Annotated in this window: 20 protein-coding genes; 4 read left to right on the top strand and 16 right to left on the bottom strand. The window is 64.7% G+C overall.

All coding sequences use genetic code 11. The features are described 5' to 3' along the window. Positions 1 to 65 precede the first annotated feature (65 nt). From guaA to groES, 10 genes are all read right to left on the bottom strand, one after another. A complete protein-coding gene (gene guaA, locus ITX31_RS06755) occupies positions 66 to 1,694 on the bottom strand; it encodes a glutamine-hydrolyzing GMP synthase (protein ID WP_194782703.1) in 1,629 nt (542 codons plus the stop codon). Positions 1,695 to 1,725: 31 nt separating this feature from the next. Further along, positions 1,726 to 2,148, bottom strand: a complete 423-nt coding sequence (locus ITX31_RS06760; protein ID WP_194782704.1) for a DUF3817 domain-containing protein — start codon at positions 2,146 to 2,148, stop codon at positions 1,726 to 1,728. Then, positions 2,145 to 2,954, bottom strand: a complete 810-nt coding sequence (locus ITX31_RS06765; RefSeq protein ID WP_194782705.1) for an SURF1 family protein — start codon at positions 2,952 to 2,954, stop codon at positions 2,145 to 2,147. Before ITX31_RS06765 ends, ITX31_RS06760 begins: the two co-directional genes overlap by 4 nt. A 55-nt stretch (positions 2,955 to 3,009) precedes the next feature. Continuing rightward, complete coding sequence (locus ITX31_RS06770) at positions 3,010 to 3,501, bottom strand: PTS sugar transporter subunit IIA (RefSeq protein ID WP_194782706.1); 492 nt, start codon at positions 3,499 to 3,501, stop codon at positions 3,010 to 3,012. 16 nt (positions 3,502 to 3,517) lie between these two features. Continuing rightward, positions 3,518 to 5,239, bottom strand: coding sequence for a glycerol-3-phosphate dehydrogenase/oxidase (locus ITX31_RS06775; protein ID WP_194782707.1), 1,722 nt, complete (start codon positions 5,237 to 5,239; stop codon positions 3,518 to 3,520). Positions 5,240 to 5,289: 50 nt separating this feature from the next. Further along, complete coding sequence (locus ITX31_RS06780; protein WP_194782708.1) at positions 5,290 to 6,429, bottom strand: GuaB3 family IMP dehydrogenase-related protein; 1,140 nt, start codon at positions 6,427 to 6,429, stop codon at positions 5,290 to 5,292. Between the two features lie 80 nt (positions 6,430 to 6,509). Further along, positions 6,510 to 8,027, bottom strand: coding sequence for an IMP dehydrogenase (gene guaB / locus ITX31_RS06785; RefSeq protein ID WP_194782709.1), 1,518 nt, complete (start codon positions 8,025 to 8,027; stop codon positions 6,510 to 6,512). A gap of 115 nt (positions 8,028 to 8,142) precedes the next feature. Further along, positions 8,143 to 10,233 carry an acyltransferase family protein gene (locus ITX31_RS06790; protein ID WP_323745605.1) on the bottom strand — a complete coding sequence of 697 codons (2,091 nt, stop codon included), beginning with the start codon at positions 10,231 to 10,233 and terminating at the stop codon, positions 8,143 to 8,145. Positions 10,234 to 10,393: 160 nt separating this feature from the next. Further along, complete coding sequence (gene groL / locus ITX31_RS06795; protein ID WP_194782710.1) at positions 10,394 to 12,004, bottom strand: chaperonin GroEL; 1,611 nt, start codon at positions 12,002 to 12,004, stop codon at positions 10,394 to 10,396. A gap of 71 nt (positions 12,005 to 12,075) precedes the next feature. Continuing rightward, a complete protein-coding gene (groES, locus tag ITX31_RS06800) occupies positions 12,076 to 12,372 on the bottom strand; it encodes a co-chaperone GroES (RefSeq protein ID WP_055239413.1) in 297 nt (98 codons plus the stop codon). Between the two features lie 376 nt (positions 12,373 to 12,748). Between groES and ITX31_RS06805 the strand changes: the two genes are divergently transcribed. The 4 genes from ITX31_RS06805 to ITX31_RS06820 all read left to right on the top strand — a co-directional run bounded on the left by ITX31_RS06805 (position 12,749) and on the right by ITX31_RS06820 (position 16,583). Next, complete coding sequence (locus tag ITX31_RS06805) at positions 12,749 to 13,699, top strand: siderophore ABC transporter substrate-binding protein (protein ID WP_416354810.1); 951 nt, start codon at positions 12,749 to 12,751, stop codon at positions 13,697 to 13,699. Positions 13,700 to 13,778: 79 nt separating this feature from the next. After that, positions 13,779 to 14,819: an ABC transporter permease gene (locus tag ITX31_RS06810; protein WP_194782712.1), complete on the top strand. Its 1,041-nt coding sequence runs from the start codon at positions 13,779 to 13,781 to the stop codon at positions 14,817 to 14,819. Between the two features lie 28 nt (positions 14,820 to 14,847). Continuing rightward, on the top strand, positions 14,848 to 15,828 hold the full coding sequence (locus tag ITX31_RS06815) for an iron chelate uptake ABC transporter family permease subunit (RefSeq protein ID WP_194783548.1): 981 nt from the start codon (positions 14,848 to 14,850) through the stop codon (positions 15,826 to 15,828). After that, on the top strand, positions 15,825 to 16,583 hold the full coding sequence (locus tag ITX31_RS06820) for an ABC transporter ATP-binding protein (protein WP_194782713.1): 759 nt from the start codon (positions 15,825 to 15,827) through the stop codon (positions 16,581 to 16,583). Before ITX31_RS06815 ends, ITX31_RS06820 begins: the two co-directional genes overlap by 4 nt. Positions 16,584 to 16,632: 49 nt before the next feature. Here the strand turns inward: ITX31_RS06820 and ITX31_RS06825 are convergent, their stop codons facing one another. From ITX31_RS06825 to ITX31_RS06850, 6 genes are all read right to left on the bottom strand, one after another. After that, a complete protein-coding gene (locus tag ITX31_RS06825; protein ID WP_194782714.1) occupies positions 16,633 to 18,039 on the bottom strand; it encodes a hypothetical protein in 1,407 nt (468 codons plus the stop codon). Positions 18,040 to 18,073: 34 nt separating this feature from the next. Continuing rightward, positions 18,074 to 18,436 (bottom strand): hypothetical protein, encoded by a 363-nt coding sequence (locus ITX31_RS06830; RefSeq protein ID WP_194782715.1) that lies wholly within the window; start codon positions 18,434 to 18,436, stop codon positions 18,074 to 18,076. A gap of 85 nt (positions 18,437 to 18,521) precedes the next feature. After that, positions 18,522 to 19,754, bottom strand: a complete 1,233-nt coding sequence (locus ITX31_RS06835) for a hypothetical protein (protein ID WP_194782716.1) — start codon at positions 19,752 to 19,754, stop codon at positions 18,522 to 18,524. Then, complete coding sequence (locus tag ITX31_RS06840; protein WP_194782717.1) at positions 19,754 to 20,116, bottom strand: DUF6507 family protein; 363 nt, start codon at positions 20,114 to 20,116, stop codon at positions 19,754 to 19,756. The genes ITX31_RS06835 and ITX31_RS06840 overlap by 1 nt, the downstream gene beginning before the upstream one ends. Before the next feature lie 118 nt (positions 20,117 to 20,234). Continuing rightward, positions 20,235 to 21,383, bottom strand: coding sequence for a MalY/PatB family protein (locus ITX31_RS06845; RefSeq protein ID WP_194782718.1), 1,149 nt, complete (start codon positions 21,381 to 21,383; stop codon positions 20,235 to 20,237). 58 nt (positions 21,384 to 21,441) lie between these two features. Beyond that, a complete protein-coding gene (locus ITX31_RS06850; protein WP_194782719.1) occupies positions 21,442 to 21,822 on the bottom strand; it encodes a hypothetical protein in 381 nt (126 codons plus the stop codon). Between the last annotated feature and the right edge of the window lie 126 nt (positions 21,823 to 21,948).

Consider the following 21,948-nt stretch of genomic DNA (forward strand, 5'->3'; position numbering starts at 1 on the left):
GCCCGAATAGCTCCGGATAGCAACGCGGGGGACGGCTCTTCAGCCGTCCCCCGCGCCCTATGGTGCTACTCCCACTCGATAGTTCCCGGCGGCTTGCTGGTGACGTCCAGCACCACGCGGTTCACGCCGTCCACCTCGTTGGTAATGCGGTTGGAGATCCGGGCCAGCAGGTCGTACGGCAGGCGGGACCAGTCCGCCGTCATGGCGTCTTCGCTGGAGACCGGACGCAGCACGATCGGGTGGCCGTAGGTGCGGCCGTCGCCCTGGACGCCGACGCTGCGAACATCTGCCAGCAGGACTACCGGCATCTGCCAGACTTCCTCGTCCAGTCCGGCTGAGGTGAGCTCGGCGCGGGCAATGGCGTCAGCACGGCGCAGCAGGTCAAGGCGTTCCCCGGTCACTTCGCCGATGATGCGGATACCCAGCCCGGGGCCGGGGAACGGCTGGCGTCCTACTATCTCGGCGGGCAGGCCGAGTTCGCGCCCCACGGCACGGACTTCGTCCTTGAACAGCAGGCGCAGCGGCTCGACGAGTTCGAACTGCATGTCCTCCGGCAGGCCGCCCACGTTGTGGTGGCTCTTGATATTCGCGGCGCCTTCGCCGCCGCCGGATTCGACGACGTCGGGGTACAGAGTGCCCTGGACCAGGAACCGGATCGGTTCACCGGCAGCGTTGGCCTCGGCCATGATGGCGCGTTCGGCTTCTTCGAAGGCGCGGATGAATTCGCGGCCAATGATCTTCCGCTTGGTTTCCGGGTCGGTGACGCCGGCCAGTGCGCTGAGGAAGCGTTCCTGCTCATTGGCAACGTAGAGGTTGACGCCGGTCGCAGCGACAAAATCGCGCTCAACCTGCTCCGCTTCGCCTTCGCGCAGCAGGCCGTGGTCCACGAAAACGCAGGTCAGCTGGTCGCCGACGGCGCGCTGCACCAGGGCGGCGGCCACGGCGGAGTCGACTCCGCCGGACAGGCCGCAGATCACCCGGGACGAACCGATCTGCTGGCGGATGCGCTCGACCTGCTCCTCGACAATGTTGCCGGTGGTCCAGCTGCGGTCCAGCCGCGCACCCTTGAACAGGAAGTTTTCCAGCACCTGCTGGCCATGGGCCGAGTGCTTGACTTCCGGGTGCCACTGGACGCCGTAAAGCTTCTTTTCCTCATTGGCGAAAGCGGCAACCGGTGCACCAGCCGTGCTGGCGAGGACCTCGAAGCCCTCGGGAGCTTCCTGGACGCTGTCACCGTGGCTCATCCACGTGTTCTGGTGTTCCGGCGTCCCTTCGAGGATTGAACGGGAACCGTTTACTGCGGAGGCATCGGTGGAGCCGTATTCACGCAGGCCAGTCTCCGCGACCTTGCCGCCGAGGGCGGCGGCCATGGCCTGGAAGCCGTAGCAGATGCCGAATACGGGTACACCGGCGTCGAACAGTTCGGGATCCACTTTGGGGGCGCCTTCGGCGTAAACGCTGGAGGGTCCGCCGGAAAGGATAATCGCGGCGGGGTTCTTGGCCAGGATTTCCTGGGTGCTGTAGGTGTGCGGCACGACCTCGGAGTAGACGTCGGCTTCGCGTACGCGCCGGGCAATCAGCTGGGCGTACTGGGCGCCGTAGTCCACAACCAGGACGGGGCGCTCTTCAATGGGAGCAGTCGCGGGATTAGTCACGGTTTCAAGGATAGTCGCCCCGGCACACCGCCCGCACATTGAACGGCGTGCCCGGTGTCCCGGATGGAGCCTAGTAGCGCTTGGCGGCCTCGGGGTGGGCTGCCAGTTCCGCGAGAACCTGCTTGTGGGTGCGGGCTTCCACGATGAAGGAGAGGAACGGCACCACGCCGCCGAGAGCAATCACGATGAACTTCGAGAACGGCCAGCGCATCAGCTGCCACAGCCGGAAATCGGCGAAAAGGTAGACCACGTACAGCCAGCCGTGCGCGATGAGGACCGCGGTGTAGAGGTTCAGGCCTCCCACGATCACGGGCGGAATCTGGAGCATGTACTTCATGACCATTTCGGCCACCAGCAGCAGCAAGAAGATGCCCGTTACCCAGGATGAGACCTTGTAAAACGCCAGAGCCGTTCGAATCTGCGCGTGGGTGCCCCCAAAACGGCGCTTCTTCTTCCTGGGGCGGGGCGGCCGGGTCACTGCGGGGTCGCTCAATTCTTTACCTCACTGCTAGTTGTGCCTGGTTCTTCGTCGTACTCGTCGTCTTCGTATTCGTCGTCTTCGTACTCGTCCTCTTCGAGGCTGCGCTGGTGCGAATCGGCCAGCAGCCGCCACCACAGGAAGACGGAGAATCCGGCAAAGACCACCCACTCAACGGCGTAGAAGATATTCAGCCAGTTGATCGTGGTTTCCTGCGGCTGCGGCGCTACGGTGACGGTCTGCAGCCCGGATTCGACCGGGGCACCATTCGCCGTGGTCTGATGCGCGGTCACAAAGGCGGAATAGAGCGGCTTGTCCCAGATGTTGCCGAGTTCAGCACTTGAAAGCGCGGCAACGGTGCCCGCGGGCACCGGTCCGGCAATCGGGGCTTCCGGCGGCAGCAGCCTGCCGGTGACGGTGATTTCGCCGGAGGGTGCGGTACCGGCGTCTCCCTGCTCTTCCGTCCAGCCGCGGACCACGGGAATCGAGGCGTCCTGCGGGGCGCCGTCGACATCGAAGGGGGTAACTACCCAGTAGCCCTCCTCGCCGTCCAGCAGCCGGTTCGCAATCAGGACCTGGTCCTCGGGATCGAAGGATCCGGTGAACGTGACCATTTGGTCTGCCTGGCTGCCGTACAGGGGTTCTCCCGGGGTGAGGACCCCGGTCAGCGGACGGACCGCTTCAGTGTCCTCCGCGGGCGCCGGGCCCTCGCTTTCGGCTGCCGAAAACTGCCACTCGGAGAGCAGCACAAACACGGTGGATATAGCCAGGGCAAACAGGAGTCCTGCGATCCAGCGCGGTTTCAGGGCAGTCTTAAGCACGACTTAACGGTACTTCGTAGTCGTGTAGAAAACCCAATGGCGCCTCCCGGGCTGCTCAGTGGTCGAAGAACACCAGCGAAGAATTGATGAGCTCAGCAATGACCTCCGGATCCTGAGCCCGGCGCAGCGAATCCCGGAAGGCCGGCCGGAACAGGGACCGGGCCAGCGTGGCCAGGACCTCCAGATGCTCCGAGTAGGCTGCTGCCGGTGTTGCGATCAGCAGCACCACCGTAGCGGGTCCGTCTGACGCCCCGAAGTCCACGCTGTGTCCGTACCTGCAGACACCCACCGCGATCGAAGTCTTCACCACGTGCCTGCTGCGGGCATGGGGCAGCCCAATGCCGCCGGGCAGCCCCGTTGCCATTTGGTGCTCCCGGGCGGCGACGTCCTTGAGGAAACCGCCCAGGTCCAGCAGGCGGCCCTGGGCGTAGATCCGCTCCGCCAGCTGCGCCGCGGCGTCGTCCCTGTCCTTGGCCTCCATTTCCAGGATCACCATTTCGGGCTCGGTAAGGACGGCGCCGGACGCGTTCAGGCTAAGTTCACTCATGTGCCGGTGCTCCGCGTCAGCGCGGGGCGATATCCTGGACGGCCAGCCGGGCGGCGTCGGCGGAGACGTCGTCGGGCTGTTCCTGGCTCAGCCGTTCTGCTTCCACGCGGGCGAGGTAGTGGCGCACTTCCTCCTCCGCCCGGGAGTCGTCCCAGCCGAGGATGGGTGCCATCAGCTTCGCGACGACCGGCGCGGCCGAGACGCCGCGGTCCCAGGACTCGATGGAAATCCGGGTGCGGCGTGCGAGCACGTCCTCAATATGGCGGGCACCCTCATGGGTGGTGGCGTACACAACCTCGGCGCCCAGGTAGTCGTCCGCTCCGGGAAGCGGTTCGCCCAGCGAAGCATCCGCGGCGATCAGGTCCAGGACCTCGCCCGCAAGGGAACCGTAGCGGTTGAGCAGGTGTTCCACGCGGACAACATGGATGCCGTATTCATCGGCGGTCCGGTGGCGCCGGTTCCAGGCGGCCTTGTAGCCGACGGCGCCAAGCAGCGGGATGGTCTGGGTGCAGGATTCGGGCACCTTCTCATCCAGTGCCCGGGCAGCTTCGTCCACCGCGTCCTTGGCCATGACGCGGTACGTGGTCCACTTGCCGCCGGCCACGACCACCAGGCCGGGCACGGGGTGGGCGACGACGTGTTCGCGCGAGAGCTTGGCCGTGGAGTCGTTCTCCCCTGCCAGCAGCGGACGCAGCCCGGCGTAGACGCCTTCGACGTCCTCGCGGGTCAGCGGGCGCTTCAGGACCCGGTTGACGTGTTCGAGCAGGTAGTCGATGTCCGCGGACGTTGCGGCCGGATGGGACTTGTCCAGGTTCCAGTCGGTGTCCGTGGTGCCGATAATCCAGTGGCGTCCCCACGGAATGACAAAGAGCACAGATTTCTCGGTGCGCAGGATCATGCCCACGGTGGACTGGATGCGGTCCCGCGGAACCACCAGGTGGATGCCCTTGGAGGCACGGACCTTCAGCTGGCCGCGGTCGGTGACCATGGCCTGGGTCTCGTCCGTCCAGACGCCGGTGGCGTTGACCACCTGGCTGGCGGCGATATCGAACTCTTCGCCCGTCTCCTGGTCGCGCACACGGGCGCCGACGACGCGCTCCCCCTCACGGAGGAAGTCGACGACGGAGAGCCGGTTCACGGCGGAGGCCCCGTAGTGCGCCGCGGTGCGGACCATGTTGGCCACGTACCGGGCGTCATCCACCTGGCCGTCGTAGTACCGGATGGAGCCAATCATGGCGTCATCCTTGAGGCTCGGAGCCGCCCGCAGGGTGCTGCGCTTGGAGAGGTGCTTCTGCATGGGCACGCCGCGGGAGTTGCCGGACGTCATGCCGAGGGTGTCGTAGAGGAAAATCCCGGCCCCTACGTAGGGTCGCTCCACGAAACGCTTGGTCAGCGGGTAGAGGAACGGTACGGGCTTCACCAGGTGCGGCGCGATGCGCTGCAGCAGGAGCCCGCGTTCCTTGAGCGCTTCCTGGACCAGCGCGAAGTCCAGCATCTCGAGGTAGCGCAGGCCGCCGTGGATGAGCTTCGAGGACCGTGAAGACGTTCCGGAAGCCCAGTCGCGGGCTTCGACCATGCCGACCTTCAGCCCGCGGGTCACGGCGTCCAGCGCAGCACCTGCGCCAACCACACCGCCGCCAACGATCAGGACGTCAAGCTGGCCGCCGGGCTCCGCCGTCGAGCGCAGCCTGTGCAGAGCTTCTTCGCGGTATTCCGGACTAAGTGCATCTGTTGCCATGGTCTTGATCCTCTCTGAAGCGTGCCCCGACGTGCTGGGGTTGGTCTTGCTCAGGTGTTGTAAAGGTATGGCGACACCAAGACGTCGATCCGTTGGAACGCCTTGAGGTCAGAGTAACCGGTAGTGGCCATCGCCCGCCTCAGTGCCCCCATCAGGTTGGAGGTTCCGTTGGTGTGGTGCGAGGGACCCCAGAGGACTTCCTGCAGCGGACCAATGGTGTCCAGGTGGACCCTGTCTCCGCGCGGAAGTTCGCTGTGGTGGGCTTCCTGCCCCCAGTGCCAGCCGCGGCCGGGCGCTTCCTCGGCGCGCGCCAGGGCGGAGCCGAGCATCACGGCGTCCGCACCCATGGCGATCGCCTTGATGATGTCGCCGCTGGTGCCCATGCCGCCGTCGGCAATCACATGGACGTACCGGCCGCCGGACTCATCCATGTAGTCCCGGCGGGCTTCGGCGATGTCTGAGATGGCCGTGGCCATGGGGGCGTGGATGCCCAGCGCCCGCCGCGTGGTGGTGGTTGCGCCGCCGCCGAAGCCAACCAGGACTCCGGCCGCACCGGTGCGCATCAGGTGCAGGGCCGGAGTGTAGCCGGCAGCCCCGCCAACGATCACGGGAACGTCCAGTTCGTAGATGAACTGCTTGAGGTTCAGCGGTTCAACGTTCTTGGAGACGTGTTCCGCGGAGACGGTCGTACCGCGGATCACGAAAATGTCCACGCCGGCGGCCAGGACGGTCTTGTAGAACTCCTGGGTGCGCTGCGGGGTCAGGGAGCCGGCTACGGTCACGCCGGCGTCGCGCATTTCGGCCAGGCGGGAGGTGATCAGTTCAGCCTGGATCGGCGCGGTGTAGATCTCCTGGAGCCTGCGGGTGGCCGAGGGATTGAAGTTCTCTTCACTGAGGACAGCGATTTCGTCCAGGATCGGCTGCGGATCCTCGTACCGGGTCCAGAGGCCCTCGAGGTTCAGGACCCCCAGGCCTCCCAGGCGGCCCAGGGCGATGGCGGACGCCGGAGACATCACCGAGTCCATCGGAGCGCCGATGACGGGCATTTCGAACTGGTAGGCGTCTATCTGCCAGCTGACCGAGACGTCCTGGGGATCGCGGGTGCGCCGGGAAGGCACAATCGCTACGTCATCCAGGGAATAGGCTCTGCGCCCACGCTTGCCACGGCCGATCTCTATCTCGTTAGTCACTGCTCTAGGTTATCCCAGTCGCTAAAAGAAGCAGGCACCGTCCCCGGGGAGACGGTGCCTGCTTCTGTCTTCGGCATATTTTAGCGGCGGCCGTAGTTCGGCGCTTCGGCAGTCATCATGATGTCGTGCGGATGGGACTCCTTGAGCCCGGCGGACGTGATCCGGACAAAGCGGCCCTTGGCCTTCAGCTCCGCGATGGTGTGGGCACCGGTGTAGAACATGGTCTGGCGCAGGCCTCCCACGAGCTGGTGCGCGACGGCGGACAGCGGGCCGCGGTAGGGCACCTGGCCCTCAATTCCTTCGGGGATCAGCTTTTCGTCGCTGGGCACGTCGGCCTGGAAGTAGCGGTCCTTGGAGTAGGACGTGTTCTTCCCGCGGGTCTGCATGGCGCCCAGGGAGCCCATGCCGCGGTAGGTCTTGAACTGCTTGCCGTTCACGAACACCAGGTCTCCGGGGCTTTCGGCGGAGCCTGCCAGCAGGCCGCCGAGCATCACCGTATCGGCGCCGGCCACGATGGCCTTGCCGATGTCTCCCGAGTACTGCAGGCCCCCGTCTGCGATGACCGGAACACCGGCAGGAATGGCTGCCTTGGCTGCCTCGTAGATGGCGGTGACCTGCGGTACGCCCACGCCGGCCACCACCCGGGTGGTGCAGATGGAGCCCGGGCCTACGCCCACCTTGATCGCGTCAGCACCGGCGTCGATCAGCGCCTGGGCGCCTTCGCGGGTGGCTGCCTGGCCGCCTATGACGTCCACGTGCGCCGCTGCGGGATCCTTCTTTAGGCGGGCGATCATTTCCAGCACGCCGGCACTGTGGCCGTTGGCGGTGTCCACCACCAGGACGTCCACGCCGGCGTCCACCAGGGCCATGGCGCGCTCATAGCCGTCACCAAAGAAGCCGACGGCGGCGCCGACGCGGAGCCGGCCTTCGTCGTCCTTGGTAGCCAGCGGGTATTGCTCGGCCTTGTCGAAGTCCTTGACTGTGATCAGGCCCTGGAGGCGGCCGTCGTCGTCCACCAGCGGAAGCTTCTCGATCCTGTTCTTGCCCAGCAGCTCGACGGTCTCTTCCGGGGTGATTCCCACGCGGCCGGTGATCAGGGGCATCCGCGTCATGACTTCGCCGACCTTGCGGCTGGCGTACTCGGAATGCGGGATGAAGCGGGTGTCCCGGTTGGTGACGATGCCCAGCAGCTTGTTCTCCGGGTCAACTACCGGCAGGCCGGAGACGCGGAAGTGCGCGCAGAGGTCATCGAGTTCCTGCAGGGTGGCGTCCGGGTCAATGGTGACCGGGTTGGTGATCATGCCGGATTCGCTGCGCTTGACCCGGTCCACGTGCTCTGCCTGGTCGGCAATGGAAAGGTTGCGGTGGATGACGCCCAGGCCGCCGTGGCGGGCCATGGCGATCGCCATGCGCGATTCGGTGACCGTGTCCATCGCGGCGGAGAGCAGCGGGGTCTGCACGGTGATCCGCTTGGTCAGGCGGGAGCTGGTGTCCGCCTCGGAGGGGATGACGTCCGTGGGACCGGGCAGCAGAAGGACATCGTCATACGTAAGTCCGACGAAGCCGAACGGATCGTGTTCTGGGGACTGCTGGCTCAAGTGCGCGCCTCTTTCGGGACCGGAGATTTTGTGGGGTGGCTGGGACAACACGCCCGCGTTTATCTAATCGTAGAACGAAAAGAGCAGGCCTCCCTATTCCTCGGGGTGCTTTGGGCTATGTGGTTCCGGGCACTGTGACGCCTTCCCAGCCGGTGGCGGCCAGGATGCGTTCGGCCAGCACATGGGAGGTGGTCTCCAGGTAGGTGCGGTTCAGGTGGTCGTGGTCCTTGTAGACGATCACGTTGCCGATAATCCCCGGGCAGGCGTTCTCGAAACAGAACTGGTCACTCATGTCCAGCACCCGCACGCCCGGAATACGCGCCTCGAGTCCTTCCAGCGGAGAGGCTTCCGCGAGCAGCCGGCTGCGCGGAACGGAGCAGGCATGCACGTCGAAGCCGTTGGATTCAAGGCACTTGAACATGTCGAACTCGAACCTCGGGTTGTCCCGCATGGCGAGGACCTGGATGCCGGCCTCGGCGAATCCCCGGACGCCGTCCTCGTAGCCTCCGGCCAGGGTTTCATCCGGACTGGATTCCTGCGTCAAGGACGCGACGGTGAACACAGCGTCCGGCATCAGGTCCAGGACGTACTCCCCCGCGGCCTGGTTGAAGGCGTTGCAGTCTTCGGACCGGTCCGGGTCTTCGGCTCCGTAGCGGCAGCCCATCTTCAGGACAGTCACCACGTGCCAGTCGTTGGCGCGTGCCACCGGGCCCAGCGCTGCGGTCCACTGCATGGCGTGGGAGTCACCCAGCACCACTACGGTTTTCCGGGCGCCCTCGGCTGTGCCGATCTGTTTGCAGTGCTCTTCCAGCACGCTGCCGGCCTCCGGTGCCGTGCCTTCCCCGCACGCTTCGTCCAGCTGCGCCCATTCCCCGTCCATTTCCGACGGCGCAGGTTTGACGAGTGCCTGGGTGGAAGAGGCGGTTTCGTAGTCAGGGTCCAGGGACAGCGCGCCGGGATTGTCCGCGATGGACTGCAGCCGCACGGCTTCTGCCTGCGCATCCAAGCGTTCCTGCCAGCCGGTCAGCGGCGCGGCGACGAGGGCGAACGAGGCCGCCAGCACCACTGCCGAGCGCCACGGCGAGCCCTGCGGCCAGGACCAGCCGCGGAGCGGGCCTTCCACCAGTTTGGTGGTAAGCACGGCCAGCAGCAGCGACACGGCAATGACGACGGCGCCGTCAACCAGCCCGGCGTTCTCCTGTTTGGAGGCAATCAGCCAGAACACCAGCACCGGCCAGTGCCACAGGTAGAGGGCGTAGGAATTGTCCCCCAGGTTCACCAGCGGCCCGGTCTTCAGCAGCCGGTCTGCGCCGGCGCGGCTGCCGGTGTCCCCGGCAGCGATCACCATGGCCGCGGCCAGGGTGGGCCAGAGCGCGAGGTAGCCGGGGAACTGCTGCTGGACCTGCAGGATGATGCCGCAGCTGAGCATGGCGGTCACGCCCGTCCACCCGATCAGGATGCGGGCGCGCCGGCCCAGGCGCAGGTACGGCAGGGCCAGCGCCAGCAGGGAGCCCAGTGCGAATTCCCACAGCCTGGTCCGGGTATCGAAGTAGGCATAGGCCTGGTTGGCTCCCGTCTGCCAGATTGAATATGCCAGGGACACGGCGAACACGGCCGTGAAGACCACGGCCAGCACGGACCGGTAACTCCTGCCAATGAGCCGGGACACCGGCAGCGCCGCGGCGAAGATCAGCGGCCAGAGGATGAAGACCTGCCCCTGGATGGACAGGGACCAGAAGTGCTGCAGCGGGCTGGCCGCGCTATGGTCTGCTGCCAGGTAGTCGACGGCGTTGTTGGCCAGGGTCCAGTTCTGGAAATAGAAGAGCGAGGACCAGGACTGCCCAATCAGGTCCTGGCGGGCGCTGGGCGGCAGGAGTGCCGCCGCGGCGGCGAGCACTGCCAGCAGGACGACGGCGACGGCGGGCAGCAGCCGCTTGAACAGGTGCAGCCAGTACCTGCCCAGGGCGAGCGGCCTGCCGCTTTCGGCCTTCCGGACAAAGGACCCGGTCAGTAGGAACGCGGAGATCAGCAGGAAGACGTCCACTCCCCCGGAGACCCTGCCGAGCCAGACGTGGTAGAGGACCACGAGGACCACGGCGAGGGCGCGCACCCCCTGGACTTCGGGCCGGTAGCGTCGTTCGGCCGCGCGCGGTTTCGGGGCCTGCGGGGATTCCAAAGCGGCAGCGTGCTGCATGGGTGCTGACACTTGCTGGTGTCCTTTCAAAGCGGCAAATACCGCACGAGTTTACCGGCCGGACCGTGTCAAGGCTGAATCCCGTGGCCCCGAGGCCGCTCCCGGAACGGACGAAGGCCCCGCCAGCCGCGGAGAAAACCGCGCCTGACGGGGCCTTTAGCCCAGCCCGGACCTAGTGGCTGTGGCCGTGGTCATCTTCCTCGTCAGTCGGCTTTTCGACGACGAGTGCCTCGGTGGTCAGGACCAGCGCGGCGATGGACGCGGCGTTCCGCAGGGCGGAGCGAGTGACCTTGACCGGGTCAATGACGCCGGCTTCGATCAGGTTCACGTATTCGCCCGTGGCAGCGTTGAAGCCGTTGTTGACTTCAAGCTCGCCCACCTTGGACACAACAACCATGCCCTCGGCGCCGGCGTTCTCTGCGATCCAGCGCAGCGGCTGGGCCAGCGCACGGCGGACCAGGCCAACGGCAGTGGCGGCGTCGCCGTCGAGCTTTGCCACCTCCGCATCGGTATCCAGTGCGTGGGATGCGTGCACCAGCGCGGAACCGCCGCCGGCGACGATGCCCTCTTCCAGGGCAGCACGCGTGGAGGACACGGCGTCCTCGATGCGGTGCTTCTTTTCCTTCAGCTCAACCTCGGTTGCAGCGCCCACCTTGATCACGCCGATGCCGCCGGAGAGCTTGGCAAGGCGCTCCTGGAGCTTCTCGCGGTCCCAGTCGGAATCGGTGCGCTCGATCTCGGCGCGGATCTGCGCCACGCGGTCGGCAACGTCAGCTTCGGATCCGGCGCCGTCCACGATCGTCGTGTTGTCCTTGGTGACGGTGATGCGGCGGGCGGAACCCAGCACCTCCAGGCCAACCTGGTCCAGCTTCAGGCCGAGGTCCGGGGACACAACCTGGGCACCGGTCAGGGTGGCGATGTCCTGCATCATGGCCTTGCGGCGGTCACCGAAGCCCGGAGCCTTGACGGCAACCACGTTCAGCGTGCCGCGGATCTTGTTGACCACCAGGGTGGAGAGGGCTTCGCCGTCCACGTCCTCGGCAATGATGAACAGCGGCTTGGAGGCCTGCAGTGCCTTTTCCAGCAGCGGCAGGAATTCGGCAACCGAGGAGATCTTGCCGGAGTTGACCAGGATGAGCGCGTCTTCGAGGACGGCTTCCTGGCGCTCGGCGTCGGTGACGAAGTACGGCGAGAGGTAGCCCTTGTCGAACTGCATGCCTTCGGTGATGACCAGTTCGGTGGACGTCGAGGAGGATTCCTCGATGGTGATGACGCCGTCCTTGCCGACCTTGTCGAAAGCCTCGGCCAGCAGCTGGCCAACTTCCTCGCTCTGCGCGGAGATGGCTGCCACGTGGGCAACCTGGTTGCCTTCAACTTCCTTGGCATTCTCCAGCAGGCGTGCGGCTACTGCTTCAACAGCGGTTTCGATGCCGTGCTTGAGAGCGCCGGGAGCGGCACCCGCGGCTACGTTGCGCAGGCCTTCCTTGACCAGTGCCTGGGCCAGGACCGTTGCGGTGGTGGTGCCGTCGCCGGCAACATCATTGGTCTTGGTGGCAACTTCCTTGGCCAGCTGGGCGCCAAGGTTCTCATACGGATCGTCGAGTTCGACCTCGCGGGCGATCGTGACGCCGTCGTTGGTGATGGTGGGTGCGCCCCAGGTCTTGGCGAGCACCACATTGCGGCCGCGCGGGCCGAGGGTGACCTTGACGGTGTTGGCGAGCTTGTCGACACCGGCTTCCAGTGAACGACGGGCGGAGTCGTTGAACTCCAACTGCTTTGCCATGTGTGTGTCCTTTCGAGAACTACATCTACAAAAGAAGACCCCGGCCGAATCTGGCCGGGGTCTTCAAAGACTTACTTGACGACGATGGCCAGCACGTCGCGTGCCGAGAGCACCAGGTACTCCTGGCCGCCCTGCTTGACCTCGGTTCCGCCGTACTTCGAGTAGATGACGACGTCGCCTTCGGCAACATCGATCGGCACACGGTTGCCGTTGTCGTCCACGCGGCCGGGGCCGACTGCTACGACTTCACCTTCCTGGGGCTTTTCCTTAGCGGTGTCCGGGATAACCAGGCCGGAGGCCGTGGTCTGCTCAGCTTCGAGCGGGCGAACAACGATGCGATCCTCAAGGGGCTTAATAGAGACCGACACTCGGGCTCTCCTTTGCTTAGTTACTAACGGGTTTGTGGACCGTCGGTAGGCGCTTGCCGTCGTCGCGGGTGCCGGTGGGCGCTTCCCTCAGGAATTAGCACCCTCACAAGGGGAGTGCTAGCTCCGACTTTATGCAACGGTTAGCACTCGGTCAAGGTGAGTGCCAGCAAAGCCTCCAAGAATATTCGGCGCGAGCAGAACCGGAAGACCGGGCAGTGGAACCGCACGTTACCCGCGGGCCGACACGCAAGTTGCTTAGCCTTGCCTAACAAGATAGTTTTCAGAGGCGCGCAAAATTAGCAAACGATTTTGTGACCTAATGGTGGAGGCATCCCCGGCAGGCCAAACCGAAGAGATCATCTGGAGCACCCCCAAAGTGAAGACCACCCTTAAGTCCCGGCTGCTTGCCGGAACCGCCCTGGTTTCCCTGCTCGCTGTCAGCGCCTGCGGCTCAGAGACCGGCGCCGCCGAACCGGCATCCGCGGAGTCAGCCACCGTTACCGTGGAACACACGCAGGGCACCACGGAGGTCCCCGTGAACCCTGAGGTCGTCTACACGTTCGACCTCGGCGCCCTGGACACGCTCGACGCCCTGGGCATCGAGGTGGACGGCGTTCCTGCCGCGAACTACCCCGAAAGCCTCGCAAAGTACGGCTCGGATGACTACGAGAAAATCGGCAGCATGAAGGAGCCGGACTTCGAAGCTATCAGCGCCGGGGCCCCGGACCTGATCATCATGTCCGGCCGCACGGCCGACTCCTACGACGAGTTCTCCAAGATCGCTCCGACGATCGACCTCAGCACCGATGCTGCGGACCCGTGGAACTCCTTCGTTTCCAACACCGAGACCCTGGGCGAGATCTTTGGCAAGGAAGCCGAGGTCGAGGAGAAGCTTGCCGCCATCGACTCGAAGGTCGAGGAAACGAAAGCAACCTCTGCCGACGCCGGCAACGGCCTGATCATCATGACCAGCGGCGGTGAAATGACCGCCTACGGCGCAGGCTCGCGCTTCGGCCTGATCCACGACGTCCTGGGTGTCGCCACCGCAGCCGACATCAAGTCCGAAGCACAGCACGGCGAATCCGTATCCTTCGAATACGTCGCCGAAACCAACCCGGACAACCTGTTCGTCATCGACCGCGACGTCGCAGTCGGAAACGCAGGCGAGGTCGCCTCCGCGGTCCTGGACAACGAGCTCGTCATGGGCACCAACGCTGCCAGGAATGACCGCATCACCATGCTCGATTCCTCCAGCTGGTACCTCGTGGGCTACGGCCTGAACAACGTTGAAGCCATGATCAGCGCTGTCCAGGACGGCATCTCTTAACCGTCCCCATACCTGCTAGATCCCCGCTGGCCGGGACCGTCTACGGACGGTCCCGGCCAGCGGGGGAGACGGAACCCTCATGACAACACAGATCAGCCCAGCAGCTACGGCACCGTCCGCGTCCGCCGCTGACTTCGGACCGCGGAGGCGGGTCCCCGGTCCCGCAGCGATGCTGGTCCTTGGCGGTGCCGGTGTCCTCGCACTCGCCGTCGTCAGCATGTTCGTGGGGGTCAGCGACGTCTCCCTGTCCTCACTGCTGGCCGGCGACGAACATGCCTGGAACATCTTGTGGGTCAGCCGGGTCCCGCGGACGCTGAGCATCATTCTCGCCGGGATGGCCCTCAGCGTGGCCGGACTGATCATGCAGCTGATGGCACGGAACAAGTTCGTTGAACCGTCCACGGTCGGCACCATCGAGTCCGCCTCGCTTGGCATCCTCGTGGTCACGGTCCTTCTTCCCGGCGCGTCGCTGTTCCTGAAAATGTCCACCGCCACGCTCTTCGCCGTGGCCGGAACCGCCCTCTTCCTGCTGATCCTGCGCCGTATCCCGCTGCGCAACACGCTGATCGTTCCCCTCGTCGGCATCATGCTCGGAGGCGTCATCGCCGCCGTCACTACCTTCTTCGCCTACCGTTTCGACCTGCTCCAGACGCTGAATTCGTGGATGACCGGTGACTTCTCCGGCGTCCTGCGCGGACGGTACGAGCTGCTCTGGATTGTCGGCGCCCTCACCCTGATCGGCTTCCTTGCCGCGGACCGGTTCACCGTGGCCGGCATGGGCCAGGAGTTCACCACCAACCTCGGCCTGAACTACAACCGCGTGATGACCCTCGGCCTGATTATCGTGTCCCTGATCAGCGCCGTCGTCGTCGTCAGTGTTGGTTCCGTGCCGTTCCTGGGACTCATCGTGCCCAACCTTGTCTCCCTCCTGGTGGGAGACAACGTCCGCCGGGCCATCCCCTGGGTTGCGATTTTCGGTGCGGGTTTTGTACTTGCCTGCGACGTCATCGGCCGGACCATCCGCTACCCGTATGAAATCCCCGTGGGCGTGATCGTTGCCGCCGTGGGCAGCGTCCTGTTCCTTTACCTGCTCCTGAGAAAGCGCTCCGCCAGTGCCTAGTTCCCCCACCAGCGTCCTGCCCTCGGCAATGACGGTGCAGCGCCGCCGCCCGGTGCGGAACCTCTCCCCCCGTTTCTGGATCATTGCCCTCTCCGTAGTTGCCGCGGTGCTCGTCGCCGTCTTCATGACCATCGAGCTGCGCGGAAACATCGGCTACGTGCTGCCGCGCCGCGCCATCAAGGTGGGTTCCATGATTTTGGTGGCCTACGCCGTCGGGGTTTCCACCGTTCTGTTCCAAACCGTGACCGCCAACCGGATCCTGACGCCGTCGATCATGGGCTTCGATGCCCTGTACGTGCTGATCCAGACCGTTCTGGTGTTCACCTTCGGCGGCGGGCTGGTGCTCTCCATGTCCGAACCGCTCCGCTACGGAATGGAAGTGGCCCTGATGGTGGGCTTCTCCTTCCTGCTCTACCGCTGGCTCTTCACCGGCGGCGGTAAGTCCCTGCACCTGATGCTGCTGGTGGGAATCGTGCTCGGCACGATGTTCCGCGGCATGTCCTCCCTGCTGCAGCGACTGATCGAGCCCAGCGAGTTCATCATCCTGCAGGACCTGTTCTTCGCGTCCTTTAACAATGTCGACGGCGCGCTGCTGGGCTATTCGCTCATCGCCGTGGCAATCGTCAGCGTTCCCGCCTGGCGGATGCGGCACTCCCTCGATGTGATGTCCCTGGGGCGGGACACCTCCATCAACCTGGGAGTGAACCACAAGCGTTCCGTGACCGGTGTGCTGGTAATCTGCTCGGTCCTGGTTGCCGTTTCCACTGCGCTGGTTGGCCCGGTGACCTTCTTCGGCCTGCTGGTGGCATCACTGGCCTACCAGCTGTGCTCCCATTTCTCCCACACAGCCGTGGTTCCCATCGCCGTCCTGCTGGGCATCATTGCCCTGGTGGGCGGCCAGCTGGTCCTCGAACGCATCTTTGCCTTCGATACCGCGCTGAGCATTGTCATTGAATTCGTTGGCGGAATCGTCTTCCTGATTCTGCTCCTGAAAGGCTCCCTCAAATGATCCAGGTCACCGGCGTCACCAAGACCTACGGTTCCACCGCCGTTGTGGACGGGGTGAGCTGCCACATCAAGGAAGGCGGCGTCACCTCAATCATCGGACCCAACGGCGCCGGCAAGTCCACGCTGCTGTCAATCATGAGCCGTCTGCTGAAGGCCGACGCCGGTTCGGTCACCGTGGACGGCCTGGACGTCTCTTCTGCCCCGGGCAAGGATCTGGCCCGCAAGATGGCGATCCTCCGGCAGGACAACCACCTCACCGTCCGGCTCACGGTGCGTGACCTGGTCGGCTTTGGCCGTTACCCGCACAACGGCGGGCGTCCGACGGCGGTCTGCAGGGACAAGATCGAGCAGGCCATGGCTTTCCTGGATCTCACCGAACTGGCCGACCGCTTCGTCGACGAGCTGTCCGGCGGCCAGCGCCAGCGGGCGTTCATCGCCATGGTGCTGGCGCAGGACACGGATTACCTGCTGCTGGATGAGCCGCTCAACAACCTGGATATGAAGCACTCCGTGGAGATGATGCGGCTGCTGCGCAGGCTTACCGATGAGCTTGGCAAAACGGTGGTCCTGGTCATCCACGACATCAACTTCGCGTCCTGCTACTCGGACGACATCATTGCCATGGCGGACGGCAAGCTGCTCCATCAGGGGCCGCCGTCGGCGATCATGCAGCCGGAGGTCCTGAAGGACATCTATGAGATCGATATCCGGATCGAAGAAATCGAGGGCAACCGGATCGGCGTGTACTTCGCCTAGACGAGTCCTCGAGGACCGCCGGGGAAGGCCGAGCCGGGTCGCGACCTGCCTAGCTGTACACCTCCCAGACCTTTCCTTCCGGGGCTCGTCCGTCTGCCGCCCGGTCATCGAAGCCCGTCAGCTCCGGGATCCAGAGGGGCGTATCTTCAACTGCGGCGTGGATGAACCGCACCAGGACATCCCAGACTACGGCCGAACTTACCGGCTCCAGGGTCACCGTGCCCGTCTCTGCAACGGGTCCCAGCCGGTACTGGCCTGCGGATCCCGCGTTCACGAATCCGAACCAGCCGCCCGTATCCTCATTGAGGATCTCCCACTCAGTCCAGGGTTGTTCCCACATGCGCCTGGCCGCCTCTCCCAGGCTTTCCGGGGGTTCTGCCTCCGGGGACTTCATCCTCGCTTCGTACTGGTCCGTCGTGAGGACCACCGGATCATGCGCAATGCTCCATGCAGGTGTGAAGCCCAGCCAGTCCGCTATCGCTTTAGGGACGGCGTTGGCCTGAAGCACCTGAACGGCCAGTTCGTCCGGGCCCGGCACCCGCGAGCATTCGCTGTGGAAGCGTGTTGGTTCCGCCGTCACCCTGCCGATTCCGCCGCCTATCCACACCTGGAGAATGGCACCCCCTTGTGCGTCGGCCGCTGTGACGCTGAATGCTGCGTCCGGGTCGCGCAGCGGTGCCACGAAGTCGGTGCCTGCCGGCGTCAGGCTGCTGTCCGCGTACAGCAAACCTGCGTTCTGCAGCACCGCGAGTTCCGGGCCCCTGCGCTGGAACCTACCCAGCCGGTTCCGCTCCGCCACGCTGTCCATCAGCTCCAGGGCAGGAATAGGCAGGAGAAGCGGCGGTTCCCGGTAGGGCTGAGCTGCTGCAAGACGGTCCAGGTCTTCGCGGTCCTCTCCGGCCAGCCTGGTTGCGGTTTCATCCAGCCGCGGCCCGGTGGGCGCGATGGTGTCCATAAGACTGCGTTCCTGGCTCTCCCCGGCATCACCTCCGGCTTCGATCTGCAGGTCCTTGATCATCTGTTCGAACAGCAGCTTCATTCCTACTAGCTGGCCAACGGTGTAGCTTGCCGTCGCTTCGAAAACCCGGTTGGCTGCGGTCCACAGCCAGCGGTCCACACAGACCGGATGCTGCTCCACCTGGTGCACGAAGCGCTGCCGCCGGCCGCTCACGGGACCTTCCGGACCATTCATCGGCCAGGTCTCGTGGGCGATGATGCGTACCTGCCGGGCTGTCTGCATGGTTGAGGCCAGCGCTGCGGTTGCGTACCGGGCCGGCGAGATTCCGTTGGCCGGTGCCCAGCGCAGCACCATGTTGGGGCGAAAGATCCCGGTGGGTACTGCTGGATGTGCGACGGCGATCATGTTTCCGGGGCTCTCTACGATCTCCCAGCCATCCGGGCGCGGAACCCGGAAACCGCGCAGCCGTTCGTAGCTGACGCCGGCAGCATTCGTCATTGCTTCCTTTTCCCGTTCGAGTCGTAGAGGTCCCTCACAACCGGTCTTCCCCTCGCGCCTCCAACTTGTCTCCCTCTTTCATCCACCTAGGTTGGAGGAACTTGGGCATCCAGAACCAGCCCATGAGCCCGATGGCGAGACATCCGAGAAGAAGAGCACTGTAGGGCATGATCAGTGCATCAATACCGGTCTCGTTCACGAAATGCTGGGGAGCCATAAGAAGAAGCCACGCCCCTAAGAAGGTGGTGGCCAGTGAAGGTTTCCCCGGCATGAACCTATCCAGGATCAGCAGCCCAACAAACGTCCTTGTATAAAGCAGGACACCACCTGTAAACGGGGCGATCCCCAGGAAAAAGAAGATAGCTGAAAGCATCCACTCGTTAGGTTCAGATTCCATGTCCTGCCTTAGGTTCATTGTTTTGCCGATGGCCGACCTGCTCGAAGGTCCCAGGATTTTCCGTTGCTCGCGCGGTGCGAGCATCCTATTCTCCGAAGAGTTTGTTCCACCCGTTGGCGAAGTTATCGATGGCTTCCATGACACCATCAGCGGCAAAGTCCTTCGGGGTGCGGCCCCGCAGGAATTCGAACTCCATTGACGTGACCACAGAAATCCCGATCCCGATTCCGGCGCCAATCAGAGTACCGGCCGGTCCGCCGATTGCGGTACCAATGAGTGCGCCCGTGGCCGCAGCCGTGAGGTCGATACCCACCTTGGTGCCGCCCTTGATCCCGCCCTCGATGTTTGCCCGCCGATCGAGTTCCTCCTTGCTCCATCCTGGGTTCGACTGCAGTAATTCGTTGTAGGCGTCCTTCCGCTCGTCGGCAATGGTGAATCCCGCTGTAACAGCGGTGAGTACGCCGGTGCCACCAATCCTGATCCCTTTCGCCGCCGCGCCAAGGTCTTTCAACCTGTCCGGCAACACCCAGTTCGATGGATTCGTCCTGACCCGGTTGCGATACCAGACCGAATGGTTATAGAAATCCCTGGAGAGTCTTGGGCGAAGGTCAAAACTAAAGGCGGCCGTCGGTTTCAGGTCAGTTTTCCAGCGCCCCCTGGCCATGCGCATACGTTGTACTGCAGTTTGGTATTGGCGGTACAACGGCACGGCCCGCATATCCCTAACAGCTGTCTGCCGAACCTGAGTGGCGTTTATGCCTGTGCCTGCTGTTCCGTAGAGAACCGTCGCGGGGATACTCGTTGCGGCGTCCAGGAACCAGCCGTCACCTCGAAAAGCGGATCTAAGTCTTCCAGTTGTTTGCTCTTCCAGGGCCCGGTACTGGGCGGCCAGCCCCGCCACTTCAGCCGGCAGCAGCAGGTCCGCGGTGGCTGCCGGCTGTGGCGTGTATGCCGGCTCTGCGCGGCAGACGGACCCTTGCTCTTGCGCAGCGCGCAGGTTTGCGGCTTCCACTCGTTCCAGGAGCGCCGTCCGCCGGATTTTCAGGCAACGAATTCCATCGGCGAATTCCGTCAGCGCCGTGCTGACAACCCGGGCTGTGTCCGCGAGCATTTCGGCGTTAGGTACCGTGTTCCGATACGCACCGATCATCTCGCCAGAGCCGTCCCCCGCGTAGTGCGATCCAAGCTGCTTCCAGGTGTCGCCGGCCCGTTCCACGCTGTGGAGATATGCCTCCCCGCCCCGTTTCACTGCTGGTGCCGTGCTCTCCACCGCATCCGGCGAACACCAGCCAAAGAGACTGGATGTCTCGATCGGCATCAGCTGGCCCTGTCCAATTCAGGTTCCCGCAAGAATCCGGCCTGCAGCTCAGCAAGGCCGGTCTCCGCCGCTGCAGCCATTTCCTGGTCTGCCCCCGCAAGAATGGACACGGCTTTCCGGACGCCCTCGGCCGCGTTATGAATGCGGGCCTCCGCAGCCTCCATCTGCCGGATCATAGTGTCCTGCCACACCTCGGCGAGCGCCTGCGCCACGATTCCGGAACCGCCCCTACAGGCGGACTTTGCTGAATCCATGCCCTCCCGCAGAGCGGCCAGCGCTGCGCGCCTGCTCTCGTCTTCCTCCACCTGGATGAGGATGCCGGCGCAGCCCTCGGGATTGACGCTGTATCCGTTCAACGGCATGTCTCCTCCTAGTACCCCTCGACGTCGTGCGGGAGCAGCATGCCGCCGACGCCGGGACGCCCCTTGTACCCGGCGGCTTCGTGCTCCTTTTCCGGAGAGCGTACGGGTTTCCGGGCAGTCAGGCTCTGGCTGCGCTCAATCTGTGGATAGCTTCCTCAAGGACCTCCGGTGCGCAGCCAAAGTTCAATCGGACATAGCCTGCACCGGCCGTCCCGAATTTCAGTCCGGGTTCCAGCGCTACCCGGGCCTTGTCCAGGGCATTCTCCGCCGGGTCCGTCCCCCAGCCCAGTGCACGCATATCCAGCCAGGCCAGATAGCTCGCGTCCGGCATCCGGTATCCCACTCCCGGCAGTTCTGCTGCCAGCAGCTCGCGGAGAAGTTCCCGGTTGGAGGCCAGGACTGCCAGCACGCCGTCGAGCCACTCCTCACCGTCGGCATATGCGGCCGCTGTGCCGTGCAGGCCGAGGATCGAGGTCCGGAAACCTACTTCCTCCGGCATCTCATCCAGCAGCAACCGGGTCTCCGGAGCCGAGGCGACCATCAGCGCACACTTTGATCCGGCAATGTTCCACCCCTTGCTTGCTGCCGTGACGCACACGCCGTGGGCACGGGCCTCTTCGGAAACCGAGAGGAAAGGCGTGAAGGTCTCCGGTGAGTAGACCAGCGGTGCATGGATTTCGTCGCTGACCACCGTGGCGCCGTACTTCGCTGCAAGGCGGGCGACGGCGTCGAGCGTTTCCTTCGGGTGCACCAGGCCCAGCGGGTTGTGCGGATTGCACAGCAGCAGCGCCCGGGCACCCCCGGCGAACGCCGCTTCAAGCCCGTCCAGGTTGAGGGACCACCCGGCGTCGTCCTGCAGCAGCGGGACCTCACGGACCTTGCCGCCTGCTTCCACCGGTAGATCGAAAAACGGCGGATATACCGGCGGGGTGATGACCACCTCGTCCCCCGGGGAGATAACCTGGCGCAGGGTCTCCACGATGGCCACGCTGACGTCCGTGGTGGTCCGTACGTCTTCCGGATCCACTGCCCAGTTCCAGCGCCGCTGCGCGAAGCCGGCGAACGCCGGACCCACCGGACCGGGTCCGGAAACGTAGCCGACGTCAGACGCTTCAATCCGTTCGATCATCGCGCGGGCCACGGGCGCCGCGAGGGGATAGTCCATCTCCGCCACGAAAAGCGGGAGAACATCCTCCGGATAGGTGCGCCACTTGGCGCTGGTGCGGAGGCGGAGGACATCAAGGGGATCTACAGCCAGCTCAGTCATGGCCCCCAACATACCCGGTCGTGTGCCATGGCTCGCGTACACATGGAGGGTCCGCCGCCTACCGCGGGTCGAACGCTCCCTGGGCTGCCGCAAGGATGAAATCGACCAGCGTGTCCCAAACCGCCGACACAGGCTCAGGCTCAAGGGCCACTCCGCCGTTCCGCGGATCGGCAGTCGCTAGGAATGGCCCTGCCTCTCCTGCCGTGACCCAGCCCAGCTTTCTGCCGCTGAGCACATCGCGGTGGGCGAACCAGGTGGCGGGACCGGCCCACTGCTGGCCCCACGAACGGGGTGTGACGTTGACTTTGTACCCCTGGGACACAGTGGTGATGTAGGGCGTGTAGTAGAGGTCCTGGCCGAGCCAGGGGTCTGCGACGATCGGATAGACGAAGTCTCCGCCCTCATGGTCTACGACCTGTACCAGGGTGTCTCCCTGCACCTCGAAGTGGGTGGGCTGCTCTTCACATCATCGAGTTCAAGGGCGGGTGCTGCAGCTCGTGCGATGGGGGAAACTCCCCATGGGCCTTGCCCTCCTCGGACGCCTAACCCGCACTGCTACCGACGA

Source organism: Arthrobacter gandavensis (assembly GCF_015355785.1).
GTDB lineage: Bacteria > Actinomycetota > Actinomycetes > Actinomycetales > Micrococcaceae > Arthrobacter_B > Arthrobacter_B gandavensis_A.

What these genes read in the sequence shown, in the direction of transcription:
- guaA (WP_194782703.1), bottom strand. Translation starts at nt 1,694, where the DNA reads ATGTGCGGGCGGTGTGCCGGGGCGACTATCCTTGAAACCGTGACTAAT.
- ITX31_RS06770 (WP_194782706.1), bottom strand. Translation starts at nt 3,501, where the DNA reads ATGAGTGAACTTAGCCTGAACGCGTCCGGCGCCGTCCTTACCGAGCCC.
- ITX31_RS06775 (WP_194782707.1), bottom strand. Translation starts at nt 5,239, where the DNA reads ATGGCAACAGATGCACTTAGTCCGGAATACCGCGAAGAAGCTCTGCAC.
- groL (WP_194782710.1), bottom strand. Translation starts at nt 12,004, where the DNA reads ATGGCAAAGCAGTTGGAGTTCAACGACTCCGCCCGTCGTTCACTGGAA.
- ITX31_RS06810 (WP_194782712.1), top strand. Translation starts at nt 13,779, where the DNA reads ATGACAACACAGATCAGCCCAGCAGCTACGGCACCGTCCGCGTCCGCC.
- ITX31_RS06815 (WP_194783548.1), top strand. Translation starts at nt 14,848, where the DNA reads ATGACGGTGCAGCGCCGCCGCCCGGTGCGGAACCTCTCCCCCCGTTTC.
- ITX31_RS06820 (WP_194782713.1), top strand. Translation starts at nt 15,825, where the DNA reads ATGATCCAGGTCACCGGCGTCACCAAGACCTACGGTTCCACCGCCGTT.
- ITX31_RS06825 (WP_194782714.1), bottom strand. Translation starts at nt 18,039, where the DNA reads ATGACGAATGCTGCCGGCGTCAGCTACGAACGGCTGCGCGGTTTCCGG.
- ITX31_RS06830 (WP_194782715.1), bottom strand. Translation starts at nt 18,436, where the DNA reads ATGGAATCTGAACCTAACGAGTGGATGCTTTCAGCTATCTTCTTTTTC.
- ITX31_RS06835 (WP_194782716.1), bottom strand. Translation starts at nt 19,754, where the DNA reads ATGCCGATCGAGACATCCAGTCTCTTTGGCTGGTGTTCGCCGGATGCG.
- ITX31_RS06840 (WP_194782717.1), bottom strand. Translation starts at nt 20,116, where the DNA reads ATGCCGTTGAACGGATACAGCGTCAATCCCGAGGGCTGCGCCGGCATC.
- ITX31_RS06845 (WP_194782718.1), bottom strand. Translation starts at nt 21,383, where the DNA reads ATGACTGAGCTGGCTGTAGATCCCCTTGATGTCCTCCGCCTCCGCACC.